Annotated in this window: 12 protein-coding genes and 1 pseudogene; 9 read left to right on the plus strand and 4 right to left on the minus strand. The window is 68.7% G+C overall.

The genetic code is table 11. The features are described from left to right. Nucleotides 1-137 precede the first annotated feature (137 nt). The gene (locus ABTW65_RS22925) at nucleotides 138-527 is read left to right on the plus strand and encodes a hypothetical protein (RefSeq protein WP_350664403.1); all 390 of its coding nucleotides are present in this window, start codon (nucleotides 138-140) and stop codon (nucleotides 525-527) included. Nucleotides 528-695: 168 nt separating this feature from the next. On the opposite strand, the gene ABTW65_RS22930 is transcribed toward ABTW65_RS22925, so the two are convergent. Continuing rightward, on the minus strand, nucleotides 696-1,271 hold the full coding sequence (locus tag ABTW65_RS22930; RefSeq protein ID WP_350664405.1) for a DUF6199 family natural product biosynthesis protein: 576 nt from the start codon (nucleotides 1,269-1,271) through the stop codon (nucleotides 696-698). A gap of 123 nt (nucleotides 1,272-1,394) precedes the next feature. On the opposite strand from ABTW65_RS22930, the gene ABTW65_RS22935 reads away from it, so the two are divergent. Beyond that, complete coding sequence (locus ABTW65_RS22935; RefSeq protein WP_350664407.1) at nucleotides 1,395-2,261, plus strand: hypothetical protein; 867 nt, start codon at nucleotides 1,395-1,397, stop codon at nucleotides 2,259-2,261. Nucleotides 2,262-2,280: 19 nt separating this feature from the next. On the opposite strand, the gene ABTW65_RS22940 is transcribed toward ABTW65_RS22935, so the two are convergent. The 3 genes from ABTW65_RS22940 to ABTW65_RS22950 all read right to left on the minus strand — a co-directional run bounded on the left by ABTW65_RS22940 (nucleotide 2,281) and on the right by ABTW65_RS22950 (nucleotide 6,408). Further along, on the minus strand, nucleotides 2,281-3,741 hold the full coding sequence (locus ABTW65_RS22940) for a glycosyltransferase family 39 protein (protein ID WP_350664410.1): 1,461 nt from the start codon (nucleotides 3,739-3,741) through the stop codon (nucleotides 2,281-2,283). Between the two features lie 70 nt (nucleotides 3,742-3,811). Then, the gene (locus ABTW65_RS22945; RefSeq protein WP_350664412.1) at nucleotides 3,812-5,434 is read right to left on the minus strand and encodes an alkaline phosphatase D family protein; all 1,623 of its coding nucleotides are present in this window, start codon (nucleotides 5,432-5,434) and stop codon (nucleotides 3,812-3,814) included. A gap of 86 nt (nucleotides 5,435-5,520) precedes the next feature. Next, on the minus strand, nucleotides 5,521-6,408 hold the full coding sequence (locus ABTW65_RS22950) for an oxygenase MpaB family protein (protein ID WP_350664414.1): 888 nt from the start codon (nucleotides 6,406-6,408) through the stop codon (nucleotides 5,521-5,523). 76 nt (nucleotides 6,409-6,484) lie between these two features. Here ABTW65_RS22950 and ABTW65_RS22955 point away from each other — a divergent pair, with 76 nt between their 5' ends. The 7 genes and pseudogenes from ABTW65_RS22955 to ABTW65_RS22985 all read left to right on the plus strand — a co-directional run bounded on the left by ABTW65_RS22955 (nucleotide 6,485) and on the right by ABTW65_RS22985 (nucleotide 15,423). Next, entirely contained in the window at nucleotides 6,485-7,585 is a 1,101-nt protein-coding gene (locus tag ABTW65_RS22955) for a serpin family protein (RefSeq protein ID WP_350664416.1), read from the plus strand. 8 nt (nucleotides 7,586-7,593) lie between these two features. Beyond that, the gene (locus ABTW65_RS22960; protein ID WP_350664418.1) at nucleotides 7,594-9,030 is read left to right on the plus strand and encodes a protein kinase domain-containing protein; all 1,437 of its coding nucleotides are present in this window, start codon (nucleotides 7,594-7,596) and stop codon (nucleotides 9,028-9,030) included. A 65-nt stretch (nucleotides 9,031-9,095) separates the two neighbouring features. Beyond that, nucleotides 9,096-9,374: pseudogene (locus ABTW65_RS22965) on the plus strand (hypothetical protein); the annotation flags it as partial. A 151-nt stretch (nucleotides 9,375-9,525) separates the two neighbouring features. Further along, entirely contained in the window at nucleotides 9,526-10,077 is a 552-nt protein-coding gene (locus tag ABTW65_RS22970; protein ID WP_350664420.1) for an MFS transporter, read from the plus strand. 63 nt (nucleotides 10,078-10,140) lie between these two features. After that, nucleotides 10,141-10,575 carry a Fur family transcriptional regulator gene (locus tag ABTW65_RS22975; RefSeq protein ID WP_350664422.1) on the plus strand — a complete coding sequence of 145 codons (435 nt, stop codon included), beginning with the start codon at nucleotides 10,141-10,143 and terminating at the stop codon, nucleotides 10,573-10,575. A gap of 96 nt (nucleotides 10,576-10,671) precedes the next feature. Next, complete coding sequence (gene katG / locus ABTW65_RS22980; RefSeq protein ID WP_350664424.1) at nucleotides 10,672-12,822, plus strand: catalase/peroxidase HPI; 2,151 nt, start codon at nucleotides 10,672-10,674, stop codon at nucleotides 12,820-12,822. A 129-nt stretch (nucleotides 12,823-12,951) separates the two neighbouring features. Then, a complete protein-coding gene (locus ABTW65_RS22985) occupies nucleotides 12,952-15,423 on the plus strand; it encodes a transglycosylase domain-containing protein (RefSeq protein ID WP_350664426.1) in 2,472 nt (823 codons plus the stop codon). The last annotated feature ends 18 nt before the right edge of the window (nucleotides 15,424-15,441 follow it).

Genomic DNA, 15,441 nt, shown 5'->3' on the forward strand with positions numbered 1-15,441 from the left:
GCCCAGCACCGGCAGGACGGGCGCGATCCAACTTGATGGAAAAGGGCGCGATGTCACAACCGAACGAGGCGGCAGGTACGGGACCTGTTTGGTCCGCGACGAGCGCTCCGGGACCTGCTGGCGGTCCGCGAAGCGGCGTGGGGCTCGGGCTTGCCGGGCTGGGGCTCGGGGCGGGAATGCTGGGGATCGTCGCCCTGGTGCGCGTGGTCGTTGGCATCCCAGATGTCAGCAAGAGCTACTACAACTCCTTCTACAACATGGAGGACCGCCCAGTCGTCTGGCTCATCCTGGGCCTCCTGCTCATCGCCTCGATCGTCCCGATCGCCGTCGCGGTCGTCCTCGGTCATCTCGGCGTGAGCCGTGCGAAGGCAACCGGAACGAGCGCCGCGGCCGCAGGGATCGCGCTCGGGATCGGCTACACGCTGGTGGTCTTCTGGGGCGTACGCATCATCAACGCGATCGTGAACGCCGCTGAGTTCAACGGCGGGTTCCGGATGTTCATCGAGTACGTCGGGCTCTGGGCGTAGCGCGAGGCGAGCACTTCTCGGGCGAACCCGTGCAGGCTCTTAGAAGTGATCGAAAGCGGCACGTGGGCTGTTGGCCCAAGCCGATTAGCGGCGACACGAACGAGCCGGCGCGGAACGGCAGCGATACGTGGGCCGGTTAGGTCGAAGTCGTGTCATGGTCGGTCGACGTTAGTCACCTTGGTCAGCGATACACGTGGCGCTTGACGATGTCATCGTGACGATAGGCCGGACCCACTTGTCAACTGTGGGTATGTCGCTTCGTATCGTGACGAGGTCACCGTCGGGCCGCGAAACGACCGTCATCGTTCCTAGCTGGTAAGCGACAACGGATGAGATGTGGTCCCGATTGGCAAGCGTCCCTTGCTGGTCCCACTCCGACTCATCCTCGATGAGGGGTAGGAGATCGTTGCACTGCTCCTTGGCCCGCTTTTTTGCCTCCTGCTCCGGATCCGGTGGCCTCGCTGTCACTGTGACGGCTGGACCAGATCGGGTAGCCGAGGGATCGGCACGTTCTGTTGGTGGGGACACGGTGCCGCTGGGCCCGCTGAAAGCGAAGAAGGCGGCGAAGACGAGGAGGGCGACGCCGGTGACGGCTGCGCCGAAGCGGGTCACGCCGAGGTAGAGGTCGGAGGGCTCCGCGTCGCGGAACTTCCAGCCCTCCTCGAGGAAGAAGCCGACCTCCGGCCGTGCGGCGATGAAGAAGGACCACGCGGCCCCGAGAACAAGGATGATCGCGAGCAGCATCACGACATACGTATATCCCGAGTTGGAGGCGCTACGTGCACCCGACGAACGAAAATTCGTTCGCCAGGACGACGGCTGCCGTGATCGGGCGCGCAGCGGCGTAGGGCCCTTAAGGTCTACGGCGTGGTCGGGAACGAGGATCTGGGGTCGCCGTGGATGTCGACGGCGCGCAGGGTGGGATGGACGCTGCTGAGCGTCGTCCACCTGCTGTTCGGTCTCGGGCTGTGCGTCGGGTTCCTCGCGGCGGACGGTGGGGAGTACGGGCTGTATCTGATCGGAGTCACCTGTGGGGTGATGCTCGTCCTTCTGGCCATCTGCGTGCAGATGATGAAGGGCGTGCGTATAGGCGGCCGCCGCGTTCACAGCCGGATTCAGCGGATGGATGGGGGCGCTGCGATCGAGATCAGGCTCAAGCGTGGGCCCGGGATATGTGGCGAGCTGATGCTCGTGTGCTTCGTCGTGATGCTCTGTCAGTTCGCGGGGCTCGCCTTCCGTGATGGTCTGTTGGTGCTGGGGACGGCGCTGACCTTGCTCGCGATGTTCTTCGTGGTGATCGTCGTCGACCATGTGCTGAACCTGCGACTGCGCCGGGCGCTGATGATCACGCCGGAGAGGTTGACCGTGGATCTCGGCGGCCAGGTGGTCTCGGTGGCGTGGAAGGAGATCCACGTCGACATCTTCGAGCAGGTCTCGACGCCCGAGGGGATCACGGTGACCAACCGGTTCCTCGAGATCACCCCGAGGCGTGGTGCTCCGTCCTGGTCGACCACACGTCGCCACCGGATCCGGCTCCTGCCCAACCGGTGGCGGCCGAAGGCGGTCCGGGTCGGGATCTGGCTCTTCGACCACCCGGAGCGAGTGCTCGCGACCTTGACGTCGATGCGCCGCCAGCGCGACGAGAGGGCTCGGCAGGTCGTGCTCGCGAACGAGTCGACGATGGCGTACTTGACCGGAGACCTGGAGGTCTCGCCGTTGCCCAGCGGGCGGTGACCCCGGTGACCGACGCAGATCAGGCGCTGTAGTGCCAGAGCTGTGACCACTGCTGCGTCGCGGTGTCGCAGAGGTGGATCGGGGCGCCGTTCTCCTCGTTGTCGGCGCCTTCGCGGTTGTGAAGTGAAGCGACCTGTCGGCAGCCGTCGAAGAAGCGGTCGGGGTCGTCGAACCCGACCACGACGATCGGCGTTGCGCCCTTCGGCGGCTGCTCCCAGAAGCGCCACCCGTTGTGCCCGCTGTGGACGGGAACCCCCGCGCCGTACCACTCCAGAGCCCCGGCTTCTCCATAGTTGATGGTGAAGACCACGGCCGTGCGCCGCTGGGCCGGCGTCAGGTCGTCGACGACGGCGCGGACCTGGGCCGCGTACTGGGGCCAGCCGATCGTCTCCAGCTGGTCCTCGCCGGCGGCGGTGTAGAAGGAGCTGGCGTATGTCTTCGCTGGGAGTACCGGGAGGTTGATCGGCCAGGCGGGGATGGTCAGCAGCGCCAGGCCGGCGCCGAGGAGGCCGACGGTGCGCGGTCGCAGTCGCTCGGCGATCACCACGGAGCCAGCCGCGACCAGCGGCGGGAACAGGCCGGTCAGGTAGTAGCCCTTGCCGCCGGCAACGAGGAAGAAGCCCGCAACGAGCACGAACGCGACGGCAACCGGTCGAAAGTGCGCCCACTCGCGTCGCCGGAAGAGCGCTACCAGACCGATGATCCAGATCGGCGTGATCACCGGGCTCAGCAGGATCAGCGCCTGGGTGACGTACCCGATCCGTCCGGACAGCCCGCCGTACTCCTCCCGGATGTCCTCGGAGAGGTCGAGCACCGGCCAGTCGTGCTCGAGCTGCCAGAGGAGGTTGGGGGTCCACAGTGCCAGGGCGATGAGCCCGGCCAACCACGGCCACGGCGTGACCAGGTTGCGCCGGGTCGCCGGAACGAGCGCGATGCCGAGCAGGACCGCGCCGAGGAGAAAGACCACCGAGTGCTTGTTCGCCAGTCCGACCCCGGCGACGACCCCGGCCGCCAGCCAGAACAGCGCTCGGTGCCGCGAGCTGTCGGCAATCAGCGCCCGGGCCACCAGCACCAGGATCGCGGTCCAGGCCAGCGCGTCGAACGTTGCGGTCGAGTGCCAGTGCCCGAACGTCATCGTGACCACTCCGACGGCCACGAGTCCCGCAGTCAGCACCTGAGCCGTACGTCCGCCGCCGAGCAGCCGCGCGAACTCCGCCGCCAGCAGGACCAGCCCGACCATCGCCAGCAGACTCCACAACCGCAGCACGACGAGGTTGTACGGCGCGATCTCGGTCGCGACCCGCGCCAGGAACGGCGTCAGCACCGGTTGGTCGGGATATCCCCAAGCCAGCCGCTGACCTGCGGAGACGAAGTAGAGCTCGTCTCGATGCGGCCCATAGAACGGGCTCATCACCAGCAGCACCACAGCCTGCGCGGCGACCACGAGCCCCACAGCGGGGGAGTACCGCGGACGGGTCACGCGAATGAGCGTAGGGGCCTCGCAGGTCACCTCGCAGGCTGTTGTCACAACTCGGCGTACCGAAGAAGCCCTACGCCTCGACCAGACCCGGCTTACCCGACTCGGTGACAAAGCGGCCACCGACTGTGAGCGGCGCGCCAGGGGTGCTGACCTGGGCGACGTTCTTGTAGGTGATCTCGGCGCCGGCGGCGTCGAGGGAGATCGTGGTGTAGCCACGGAGGCCGTTGTAGAACTTCATGTGCGGGTTGCGCTCCAGGTAGGCGGCCCAGTTGGCCGGGTGCTCGGCGCCGTTGCCGCCGGAGGTGATCGAGCTGGTGACGATCTCGGTGCCCATGATCCGCGACGACGGGTCGTCGAAGTCGTCGTGGATGTTCAGCCCGTAGTGGACGTGTACGTCGCCGGTCAGCACCATCAGGTTCGACTGCTCGGACGCCTTCCAGCCGTCGAGGATCCGGCGCCGGGAGGCGGGGTACCCGTCCCAGGAGTCCATCGAGCGGGTGCCGTCGCCGGACGGGTTGTCGCGGCGGGAGAAGGTGACCTGCTGCGGGACGATGTTCCAGAGAGCCGAGGAGCGGCGCCAGCCGTCGATCAGCCACTGCTCCTGCTCGTTCCCGGGGAGCGTCATCGACTCGGCCTCGGACGCCGCCGACGGCACCTTCCAGCCGTCGCCGTTGGCCTGGTTGGTGCGGTACTGGCGGGTGTCGAGGATGTCGAACTGGGCCAACCGGCCCCACTGCAGCCGCCGGTAGAGCTTCAGGTCGGGACCGGACGGCTGCTGCGGGAGCCGCAGCGGCTGGTTCTCCCAGTAGGCGCGGTAGGCGGCGGCGCGGCGCACCAGGAACTCCTCCGGCGGCACCGAGTTCTCCGGGGTGTCGCCCGCGTAGTTGTTCTCGGTCTCGTGGTCGTCCCAGGTCACGATGAACGGGTGCGCCAGGTGGGCGGCGATCTGGTCCGGGTCGGACTTGTAGAGCCCGTAGCGCGCCCGGTAGTCGTCCAGCGTGACGGTCTCGTGGTTGAGGTGCGCCGGCAGCGGCTCGGTGTAGGCGCGCGTCCCGGCTGAGGCGTTCACGGCGTACTCGTAGAGGTAGTCGCCCAGGTGGAAGACCGCGTCCACGTCCTCGCTCGCAAGATGCTTGTACGCCGTGTAGTAGCCCTGGTCATAGCGCTGGCAGGACGCGAGGGCGAAGGTCAGCGACGACACCGCTGCCCCCACGGCCGGGGCGGTCCGGGTCCGGCCGACCGGGCTGATCCACTGCCCGACCCGGAAGCGGTAGAAGTACTCGGTCGCCGCGTCCAGGCCGCGGACCTCGGCATGCACGGAGTGGTTGAACTCGCTGTGCGCAGCAGTGGTGCCGCGGCGTACGACCCGGGTGAAGGCGGCGTCGCGGGCCACCTCCCAGCGGACATCGAAACGCGACGGCGGCATCCCGCCGGTGGGCTCCAGCGGGAGCGGTGCGAGCCGGGTCCACAGCAGCACCGAGTCGGGCAGCGGGTCTCCGGAGGCGACGGCGAGGGTGAACGGGTCCGAGGTGATCGCGGAGGGAGAGGCTGCCGGAGCGGCGAAGGCGCCCGTACGCGGCAGGCCGGTCGTGAAGGCCAACGCGGTCGCGGCGGCCGAGACGGTCAGGAAGCGGCGGCGGTCGAGGCCACGCAGGGCGTCGCGGAGATCAGGAGTGTTGCTGGGGGCAGGCATGGACGTGCTCCTGTCGATATGGGGGTTATCGACATCAGCGAAGCGGTGCCCGGTGAAGGCCCCGTGAAGTGTGGGGGAGGGGTGGGCTACGGGTTGGTGCCGGCGACGGGTTCAGAGACCGGTCGGTGCACCGGACAGCCCGGCGCGAAGGTGCCGAGGTCCTCGGTGTTGAACCCGTGGGGATAGCTGCGCACGCGCGGCATGTCGCGGACGTACGCGGGCTTCCTCCGTGCCGGCAGCAGCGCGACGACGCGCGCCCGGGCCTTCAGCGCCCCGCGAGACAGCGTCCGGGCGAGCCGCCCGGGCTCGGGATAGTCGAACGCCTCGAGCAGGTGCGGCTCCATCAGCGACAGCGAGAAGATGCGGATCACCGGAGCCAAGGGCCGCGGGTAAAAGGTGGTCAGCAGCTCGAGGGTCGAGTCGGCGACTGCACGGCCGCCCTCGTCGTACGCGAAGTGCTCGGCCTCGTAGGAGTCGAGGAGCTGCTCGAACTCCTCATAGGTCGCCGGGATGTCCTTGATCCCCATCCGCTTCCCGAGCGCCTGGTAGTAGCGCAGGGCGGCGAGCTGCTCGTCGGGGGTCGACTGCCGCCAGCCGAACTCCTGGTTCCAGCGCCGCGGGATCACCACGAAGGTCGACAGGACGTAGCGCATGTCGTCGTTGGAGATGTCGTACATCCGGTGCATCTGGTTGATCCGCCGCACCGCGGCCCGGCCGCGAGGGCTGTCCAGGTCCTCGATCACCGCGTCCTCCAGTAGCAGCGCGGTGTCGTCGTAGCGCTTCTGGGTGTCCTCGGTGAACTGGTGCGTGTCGGCCAGCAGCCGGCCGATCGAGGGCACCGCATAGGTCCGGAACAGGGCGAAGCTGAGCGCCTGGGTCGTGTCCCACGGGAACTCGTAGAGGCCCAGGATCCTCGACATCTCCTGGAACTCGGTCTCCGGGTCAAGCCCTGCTGTGCGCGACTTCTTGGCCATCCTGCCTCCTCGCTCGATACATAACTGTATCGTGATTCAGGTCACCTGTCGTGGCTCTCGCCGTAATGTCTTCGGCATGGAGAAGTCGGGAACGCAGACGCCCCTGTCCCTCGCTGCCGCCCAGGCGGTCCGAACGTACGCAGCCACCACCCGCTCCGCTCTCGGCTCCGCCGAGTCCCCGGTGATCTCGTACGCCGGTCTGTGGCTGCTCCTCGCCTCGCTGGCGCCCGCGGCGGAGACCGAGACCGACGAGATCCTGGGGCTGAACCGCGCCGACGCGCGGGCCGCCGCGCTGGCGCTGCTGGAGGCGCCGCACCCCACGATCGGGGCCGCGGTCGCCGGCTGGCTGCGCCCGGGTGTCGAACTGACGAAGGGTCTGCCGATCGTGCTCGACCCGCTCCCGGACCAGGCCGGGCTCGACACCTGGGCCGATGAGCACACCCGCGGGCTGATCAAGGAGTTCCCGCTCGAGATCGACGCCCGGACGCTGCTCGTGCTCGCCTCCGCGCTGGTGGTCACGCCGCGCTGGAGCGAGTCTCTCGACGAGGGCGAGGATGGGCTGCTGCGGCTCGAGGACGGCTTCCACGCGGTGGTGGAGACCGAGGCCGCCGGCCCGGTCGCGGTCGCCAGCCCGCCGAGCGAGGACGGCATCTCGGTCTACTCAGTGATCGCCGAGGAGGGCGTGTCCGCCGACGACGTGTGGCGGGCCGCCGACGAGGTCGTCCGGAGGATCGACGCGGGCGAGGTTCACGACCGCACCTTCGATGCCGCCGGCGAGGGGGATGGGCACGCCTGGACGGTCCGCGAGATCACGGTCTTCGGCGGCGCACCGTCCGACCGCTGGCGCAGCCACCTGCCGGAGTGGAGCGCGGAGGACCGTCACGACCTGTCGGCAGCGCCGGGGGTCGCCGAGATCGCCCGCGGAGTGATGGCCGCGGTCGCCGAGGAGACGGATGCCGTCTGCATCCAGAAGGCGGTCGCGTCCTACGACCGCGAGGGCTTCAAGGCGGCGGCGGTGACCGGGATGATGGTCCGCGCCGCAGCTGCGGCGCCGCGCGAGACGAAGGTGCGGCAGATCGACCTGAGCTTCAACCGGCCGCACGCGGTGGTGGCGGTCGCGCGCGGGGGAGCCTGGGAGGGCATCCCGCTCTTCAGCTCCTGGGTGACCCCGGCATAATTTCCGGCATGGACGAGCTTCCCCCGATCGCCGGCCGCTACCGGCTCCTCACCCTCCTCGGAGCCGGCGGCATGGGCGAGGTCTGGCGGGCGCGTGACACCGTCCTCGACCGCGACGTCGCGGTGAAGCTGATGCGGAATGTCGACGACCCCACGATGGCCGAGCGGTTCCGCCGTGAGTCGCTCTCGACCGCCCGGGTCGTCCACGACGACGTGGTCAAGATCTTCGACGCCGGCAGCGACGACAACGACGTCTTCCTGGTGATGGAGCTGCTGCCCGGTCCGACCCTGGCCGAGCCGCTGCAGCAGCGCGGCCCGATGCCGGTCGACATGGCAGTCGAATACACCCGCCAGGTCGCCGGCGCGCTCGGTGCCGCCCACCGGGCTGGCGTGGTGCACCGCGACATCAAGCCCGCCAACCTCATGTTCGACGGTGACGGCCGGCTGACCGTGCTCGACTTCGGCATCGCGTACGCCATGACAGGGGTCGACTCCGGACTGACCCAGACGGGCCATGTGATCGGCAGCCCGTCCTACCTCTCGCCCGAGCAGGCCGCGGGCGACCCTGTCGGGCCGCCCGCGGACGTCTACTCGCTGGGCTGCGTGCTCTTCGAGATGCTCACCGGCAAGGTGCCCTACTCCGCGCCCCACCCGGTCAAGGTCCTGCACATGCACCTCAGCGACCCGGTGCCGCGGATCACCGACTTCCGGGCGTTGCCCGCGCCGCTGGCGCGTCTGGTCACCCGGATGCTCGACAAGAATCCTGCCGCCCGGCCCTCGATGGACCAGGTCGGGCACGAGCTCGGCTACGTACTCAGTGGCGCCGACCCCGACGCCACCGACCTGCTCTCCGGCGGTCAGGCGCCGCGCCCGACCCAGGCGATGGCGCCGCGCCCGCTCGACGAGCCGATGGCGCTGGTCAACTCCCGCACCGGCGTCCTGCCCAGTCCCGGCAACCCGCCTCCGGTCCGCGGGCCGCGCCCGGGGTCGTTGCGGAAGTTCCCGACCGGCCGTCTCCTCGGCGCGGTGGCGATCGTGATCGCGTGCGTCTTCGCCGCCTCCTGGCTGGCCGCCTACGAGCCCGCGCCCGCCGAGGCCCAGCCGTCCCAGAGCTCCGACAACACGGACAACAACGCCGACAACAACGACACCAGCGACAATGCCGACGACTCCGCTGACGAGCCCGTCGACAAGTCGGACAACAAGACCCTCAACCGACTCGACCGCCTCGACCGCTGGCGCGAGAACCTGGAGGGCTGGAACGTCATCGACGAGGGTCAGTCCCAGGAGTGGGAGGACCAGATCCAGCAGATCCGCGACCTCGTCGAGAAGGGCGAGAGCGCCAAGCGCGAGATGGAGCAGCTCCGCGAGGAGTTCGACAGCCTGAGCAAGGGTGACGGCAAGGACGGCGAGAAGATCCTCGACGGGTTGCTGAAGGGCAACTGACCCCTCGACCAACGGGGCGTGAGGGTGCAGACTTCGCGTCCATGACCCGACTCCAGCTGGCCCGGATGGCGGTCTTCGTCGCCTTCGCGGTCCAGGGACTGACCTTCGCCTCGCTGATCACCCGGCTCGAGTCGATCGCGACGAAGCTCGACCTCAGCGCCGGCGACGTCTTCGTCGTGCTGGGCGTCACCACCGCGGTCGGGGCGGTCGGCAGTGTCGTCGCGGGTCACCTCGCCACCAGGCTCGGCAGCGCCGCGACCCTCTCGCTGATGCTCGGCGGGGCCTCGTTGGCCGCGGTCATGCCGGCCTTCGCGCCGACGATGGTGACCCTGCTGGTCCTCAACGGCGTCTACGGCTTCTTCCTCGGCGGCGTCGACGCCTCCATGAACATGCAGGGCACAGAAGCCGGAAGGTGGCGAGGCGGCCGAGAAGCGGACCAGCAGTACGCAGCGCCCGAAGCCCCCGCTGCCGTGGCTGCCTCTCCTCCTGGTCGCGGTGCCGACGTTCGCGATGTGGTTCATCGACTCCGCGGCGTCCGCCTGGGGCGGGATCTATGTCGTCGACGGCCTCGGTGCCGCGGCGGCGGTCGCGCCGGCGATCTACGCCGCCTACCAGCTGGTGCTCCTGGCCGTACGTCTCCCCGGCGACCGCCTCGTCGCCCACTTCGGCGCCGAGCGGGTGATCCGCACCGGCGGCATCGTCGGCGTCGGTGCCCTGGTGCTGATCGTCGTCGCCCCGCACTGGAGCGTGGCGGCTGTCGGCTTCGCCGTCCTCGGCGGCAGCCTGGCGATGGTCCCGCCGCAGTCCTTCGTCGCCGCTGCCCACATCTCTCCGGACAACGCCGAGGATGCGATCGCGCGGGTCAACCTCGCCAACTACGCCGGCTACCTCGCCGCCGCCTCCCTGATCGCCGGGGTCGCCGAAGTCTTCGGCGAGCGCTCGATGTTCCTCATTCCGCTGGCCATCTCCGTCCTGATCCCACTGATGGCCGGCCGGTTCGCGACCCGCCCCGCACCGGAGTCTCCGGAGACCGTGAAACTGGGTTGATTCCCTCCAGAAATTTCCCTGCCGTTTCTTGACTCATTCAAGAATTGGCGTAGTGTCTGGGTTGTGGGGAACGCGGACTACGAACACTACGAACAGCTGCTGAGAGGTGCCTCCCTGCGCGTCACTCGCCCGCGAGTGGCCGTTCTGGGGGCCGTCACCGAGAACGCGCACGCCGACACCGAGACGATTCTCGGCGCGGTGCGCGAGCGGCTTCCGGATGTCTCCCATCAAGCCGTCTACGACTCCCTCGCCGCCCTCTCGGCGGCCGGGATCGTACGCCGCATCCAGCCGTCCGGCTCGGTGGCTCGTTATGAGACCCGGGTCGGGGACAACCACCACCACGTGGTCTGCCGCTCCTGCGGGGCGATCGCCGACGTCGACTGCGCTGTCGGCCATGCGCCCTGCCTGACGGCATCTGATGACAACGGCTTCACGGTCGATGAGGCCGAGGTCATCTACTGGGGCACCTGCGCGGACTGCAACCTGTCCCAGGGGTAGAGCCCGCGCCGGCCGAGCTTGTCATCGGCCGGCGCAACACATGTGAATCACAGCGTCTGGCAGCAGCCAGTCCGATCAGAAACGGATAGGAATCTCATGTCTGAAGAGGCCGTGAGCAAGTGCCCGGTGATGAACGCAGGCCGCGTTCACCCCACCGCCGGCAGTGCCAACCAGGAGTGGTGGCCCAACAAGCTCAACCTGAAGATTCTCGCCAAGGACGCCCCTGTGAGCGACCCGATGGGCGAGGACTTCGACTATGCGAAGGCTTTCGAGTCCCTGGACCTGCCTGCCGTCAAGGCGGACATCGCCGCGGTCATGACCGACTCCAAGGACTGGTGGCCGGCTGACTTCGGTAGCTACGCCGGGCTCTTCGTCCGGATGGCGTGGCACGCCGCCGGCACCTACCGCAGCCACGACGGTCGCGGTGGCGCCGGCCGTGGCCAGCAGCGTTTCGCGCCGCTCAACTCCTGGCCGGACAACGTCTCCCTCGACAAGGCCCGTCGTCTGCTGTGGCCGGTCAAGAAGAAGTACGGCAAGAACCTTTCCTGGGCCGATCTGATGGTCTTGGCGGGCAACGTGGCGATGGAGGAGGGCGGCTTCAAGACCTTCGGCTTCTCGGGCGGTCGCGCGGACGTCTGGGAGTCCGACGATGACATCTACTGGGGTCCGGAGAAGGTCTGGCTCGACGACGAGCGCTACACCGGCGACCGCGACCTGCAGGCGCCGCTGGCCGCTGTCCAGATGGGTCTGATCTACGTCAACCCGGAGGGCCCCAACGGCGAGCCCGACCCGATGAAGTCCGCGGTGGACATCAAGGAGACCTTCCGCCGCATGGGGATGAACTCCGAGGAGACCGTCGCCCTCATCGCCGGTGGCCACACCTTCGGCAAGACCCACGGTGCCCACCCCGACGATCTGGTCGGCCCCGACCCGGAGGCCGCGCCGCTGGAGAACCAGGGCATCGGCTGGAAGAACGGCCACGGCACGGGTGTCGGCGCGGACGCACTCACCTCGGGCCTCGAGGTCACCTGGACCTACCACCCGACCCGCTGGGACAACGAGTTCTTCCACATCCTCTACGCCTACGAGTGGGAGCTGTTCGAGTCGCCGGCTGGCGCCAAGCAGTGGCGTCCGAAGAACGGCGCGGGCTCCGACATGGTCCCCGAGGCGCACGGTGAGGGCAAGCGCGAGCCGCGCATGCTCACCTCCGACCTGGCGCTGCGCATGGACCCGGAGTTCGACGAGATCTCCCGCCGGTTCAGGGACGACCAGGAGGCCTTCTCCGACGCGTACGCCCGTGCCTGGTTCAAGCTGACCCACCGCGACATGGGTCCGAAGAGCCGCTACGTCGGCTCCGAGGTCCCGGCCGAGGACCTGCTCTGGCAGGACCCGCTCCCCGCTGAGGGTGGTGCGACCGACGAGGCCGCGATCTCCGCTGCCAAGGCCGCGATCGCCGCGTCCGGTCTGAGCGTGCAGCAGCTGATCTCCACCGCGTGGAAGGCGGCGGCCACGCACCGTACGTCCGACCACCGCGGTGGTGCCAACGGCGGTCGCATCCGTCTCGAGCCGCAGGTCTCGTGGAAGGTCAACCAGCCCGAGGAGCTCAAGCCGGTCATCGCGAAGTACGAGGAGATCGCGGCCGCGACCGGTGTCTCCTTCGCCGACGTGCTCGTCCTCGCCGGTGGCGTGGGCATCGAGCTGGCCGCCAAGGCCGCGGGCCAGGACGTCACGGTCCCGTTCTCCGCCGGCCGCGTCGACGCGACCCAGGAGCAGACCGATGCCGAGAACTTCGCCTGGCTCGAGCCGGTCGCCGACGGCTTCCGCAACTACGACTCCGGGTTCCTCAACCTCCCCACCGAGTTCCTGTTCCTCGACCGGGCGAGCCTCCTCGGCCTCTCGGCCCCCGAGGCCACGGTTCTGGTCGGCGGCCTGCGCGTGCTCGGCAACAACTGGGACGGCTCCGACCTCGGTGTCTTCACCAAGACCCCGGGCGTGCTGACGAACGACTTCTTCGTCAACCTGCTCGACTACGACCAGCAGTGGACCCCGTCCGCCGACGAGGCGACCTACACCAGCTCCAACGGCTGGACCGGTTCCCGCGTCGACCTGGTCTTCGGTGCCAACTCCGAGCTCCGCGCCCTGGCGGAGGTCTACGGTGCCGACGACGCCAAGGAGAAGTTCGTCAACGACTTCGTCAAGGCGTGGGTCAAGGTCATGGAGAACGACCGCTTCGACCTGAAGAAGTGATCTGAGGCCGTACGCCACGGCGTACGACTGACACGGAGGCCGGCCCCTTGCGGGGTCGGCCTCCGTTGTCATACCCACCCGGGTAGGATCAACGGCCGCCGCAGTCAGTCGCCTAGGTCAGGTGGAGCAATGGAACACCGGAGCGCCGAGCCTCCGAAGGGTCCGACCGGTCCGCCGCCGTCCTGGCGGCCGCCTCCACCGCCCGCCCCTCGGCCCGCCCCTCGGATCGCGGCCGAGCCACCTCGGGTCACACCCAGCAGGCCGGGTGCGCGTCGCGCGGCACCCAAGCCGTCCTCGGCCGGCGCCTGGCTCGCGAAGGCAGAACCCGCCAAGATCTGGGCGGCCGAGAAGTGGGCGGCGGCCAGGAGTTCGACGTCCACGGGTTCGACACCTCGGCCGCCGACGAGCTGGCGACGCTGGGGGAAAGCCGCCGCGAAGGTGGCGCTGGTCGGGTTCCTGGCCATCGCCCTGATCGGGTCGGTGACGGCGATCGTGGCCTACAACCGGATCAAGGTGCCGGACCCCAACGCCGCGTTCGAGGTCGAGACCTCCTTCGTCTACTACGGCAACGGCAAGACCGAGCTCGGCCGTTACCAGGACGGTGACCAGAACCGGATCAAGCTCGACGCCGACGAGATCCCGGAGACCGTCAAGCACGCCGTGGTGGCCGCCGAGGACCGTACGTTCTACGAGAACAGCGGCGTCGACGTGAAGGGCATCGTGCGGGCCGCGTTCTCCAACACCACCGAGGGCACCTCGGGCGGTGCCTCGACGATCACCCAGCAGTACGTCAAGAACTACTACCTCAGCGCCGAGCGCTCCTACTCGCGCAAGCTGAAGGAAGCGGTCATCGCCCTGAAGCTGACCAGGCAGAAGAGCAAGGACCAGATCCTCACCGACTACCTCAACACGATCTACTTCAACCGCGGCGCCTACGGCATCGAGGCGGCCGCGAAGGCCTACTTCGCGAAGTCCACCAAGGACCTCTCGCTGCAGGAGACGGCGGCGCTCGCGGCCATCCTCAACAACCCGGCCGGCTTCGACCCCGCCAGCAGCACCTTCCGTGGTGAGGAGAAGCTGCTCGGCCGCTACCAGTACGTCCTCTCCGGCATGGTCGACCTCGGCTATCTGAAGCAGGCCGACGCAGACAAGGTGAAGGACGCGCTGCCGAAGTTCCCCGCGAAGACGGTGCCGAGCCGGCTCGGCGGCCAGCGCGGCCACGCGCTCACCATGATCAAGGCCGAGCTGCTCGGCCTCCAGGGCGCCGACGGCAAGCCGCTGTTCACCGAGGAGAAGATCGACAGCGGCGGTCTTCGGATCACCGCGACGCTCTCACCGAAAGTCATGAAGGCCTCGGCGACCGCGGCGAAGACCGTGAAGCCGAAGAACCGGAAGGCGTACGTCAAGGGCGACCCGGAGCAGAAGAACGCCCTGCACGTGGCGACCGCCTCGGTCGACGTCGGGTCGGGTGCCCTGCTCGGCTTCTACGGTGGCCAGGACTATCTCGACAGCCAGCACAACTGGGCCGCGACCGGTGGTCACGCCGGTTCGACGATGAAGGCCTTCGCGACCGCGGCGGCGATCGCGAAGGGCTACTCGCTGAACTCGACGTGGGCGGGGGACTCGCCGTTCACGACCTATGCCGGCTCCGAGGTGGTCAACGAGGGCGAGCAGGCGGGGATCGCCGACGGGATGGACTACGGCCAATACATCACCATGCTCAAGGCGATGGAGCAGTCGGTGAACACGGCCTACATCGACATGACCGAGTCGATGGGTGGCCCCGAGGCGGGCCGCAAGGCGATCTACGACACCGCGGTCGCCGCGGGAGTCGCCCCGGCGAAGGCGGACCCGAAGTTTCCCGGGATCCCCAGCACCACCACCGACTTCGACCACAAGACCGACGACCGGATCGCCCTCGGCCGCGCCAACGTCAGCCCGATCAACATGGCCAACGCCTACGCCACGATCGCCAACGGCGGCTACCGCCACGACGTACACGTGGTGAAGAAGGTCCGTGACCGCGCCGGCAACGTCCTCTACAGCTGGAACGGCCGGAAGAACGCCCGGCACGCGATCTCCGAGGACATCGCCGCTGACGTGACGTACGCGATGCAGGGCGTGGTGCAGAGCGGCTCGGGCCAGAAAGCCCAGAGCATCGGCCGGCCGGTGGCCGGCAAGACCGGCACCGGCACCTGCACCAACGAGCAGTACGTCTGCTCCTCGTGGTTCGTCGGGTTCACCCCGCAGATCGCCACCGCCGTGCGCTACTCGCGCGGCAACGGCGAGGGGAAGCTCGACGGCGGCTGGATGCCGTCCTACTTCGGCGCCGACTATCCCACCGAGACCTGGGCGGCCATCATGGCGAAGGCCATGGAGGGCAAGGAGGTCGAGAACTTCCCCGAGCCCGTCTACGTCGACGGCCAGGACCCCGAGACCGGTCACGAGGAGGAGCTGATCGCTCCGCCCGCGCCGCCAGAGGAAGAGGACGACGGCGAGGAGTGCGACCCGGTCTCGGAGTTCTTCGGCACCTGCGACGGCGAGGGTGACGGCGAGGACGGCTGGGGAGGCGGCGGCAACCCCTGGGAAGGCCGTCCGTGAGCTAGGCCGTCACCCCTC

The sequence above is a fragment of the Nocardioides sp. NPDC127503 genome, assembly GCF_040302165.1.
Lineage (GTDB): Bacteria > Actinomycetota > Actinomycetes > Propionibacteriales > Nocardioidaceae > Nocardioides.

Bases quoted from the DNA above. Each gene is read 5' to 3' on its own strand.
- ABTW65_RS22945 (WP_350664412.1), bottom strand. From the start codon at position 5,434: ATGCCTGCCCCCAGCAACACTCCTGATCTCCGCGACGCCCTGCGTGGC.
- ABTW65_RS22950 (WP_350664414.1), bottom strand. From the start codon at position 6,408: ATGGCCAAGAAGTCGCGCACAGCAGGGCTTGACCCGGAGACCGAGTTC.
- ABTW65_RS22955 (WP_350664416.1), top strand. From the start codon at position 6,485: ATGGAGAAGTCGGGAACGCAGACGCCCCTGTCCCTCGCTGCCGCCCAG.
- ABTW65_RS22960 (WP_350664418.1), top strand. From the start codon at position 7,594: ATGGACGAGCTTCCCCCGATCGCCGGCCGCTACCGGCTCCTCACCCTC.
- ABTW65_RS22930 (WP_350664405.1), bottom strand. From the start codon at position 1,271: ATGCTGCTCGCGATCATCCTTGTTCTCGGGGCCGCGTGGTCCTTCTTC.
- katG (WP_350664424.1), top strand. From the start codon at position 10,672: ATGTCTGAAGAGGCCGTGAGCAAGTGCCCGGTGATGAACGCAGGCCGC.
- ABTW65_RS22985 (WP_350664426.1), top strand. From the start codon at position 12,952: ATGGAACACCGGAGCGCCGAGCCTCCGAAGGGTCCGACCGGTCCGCCG.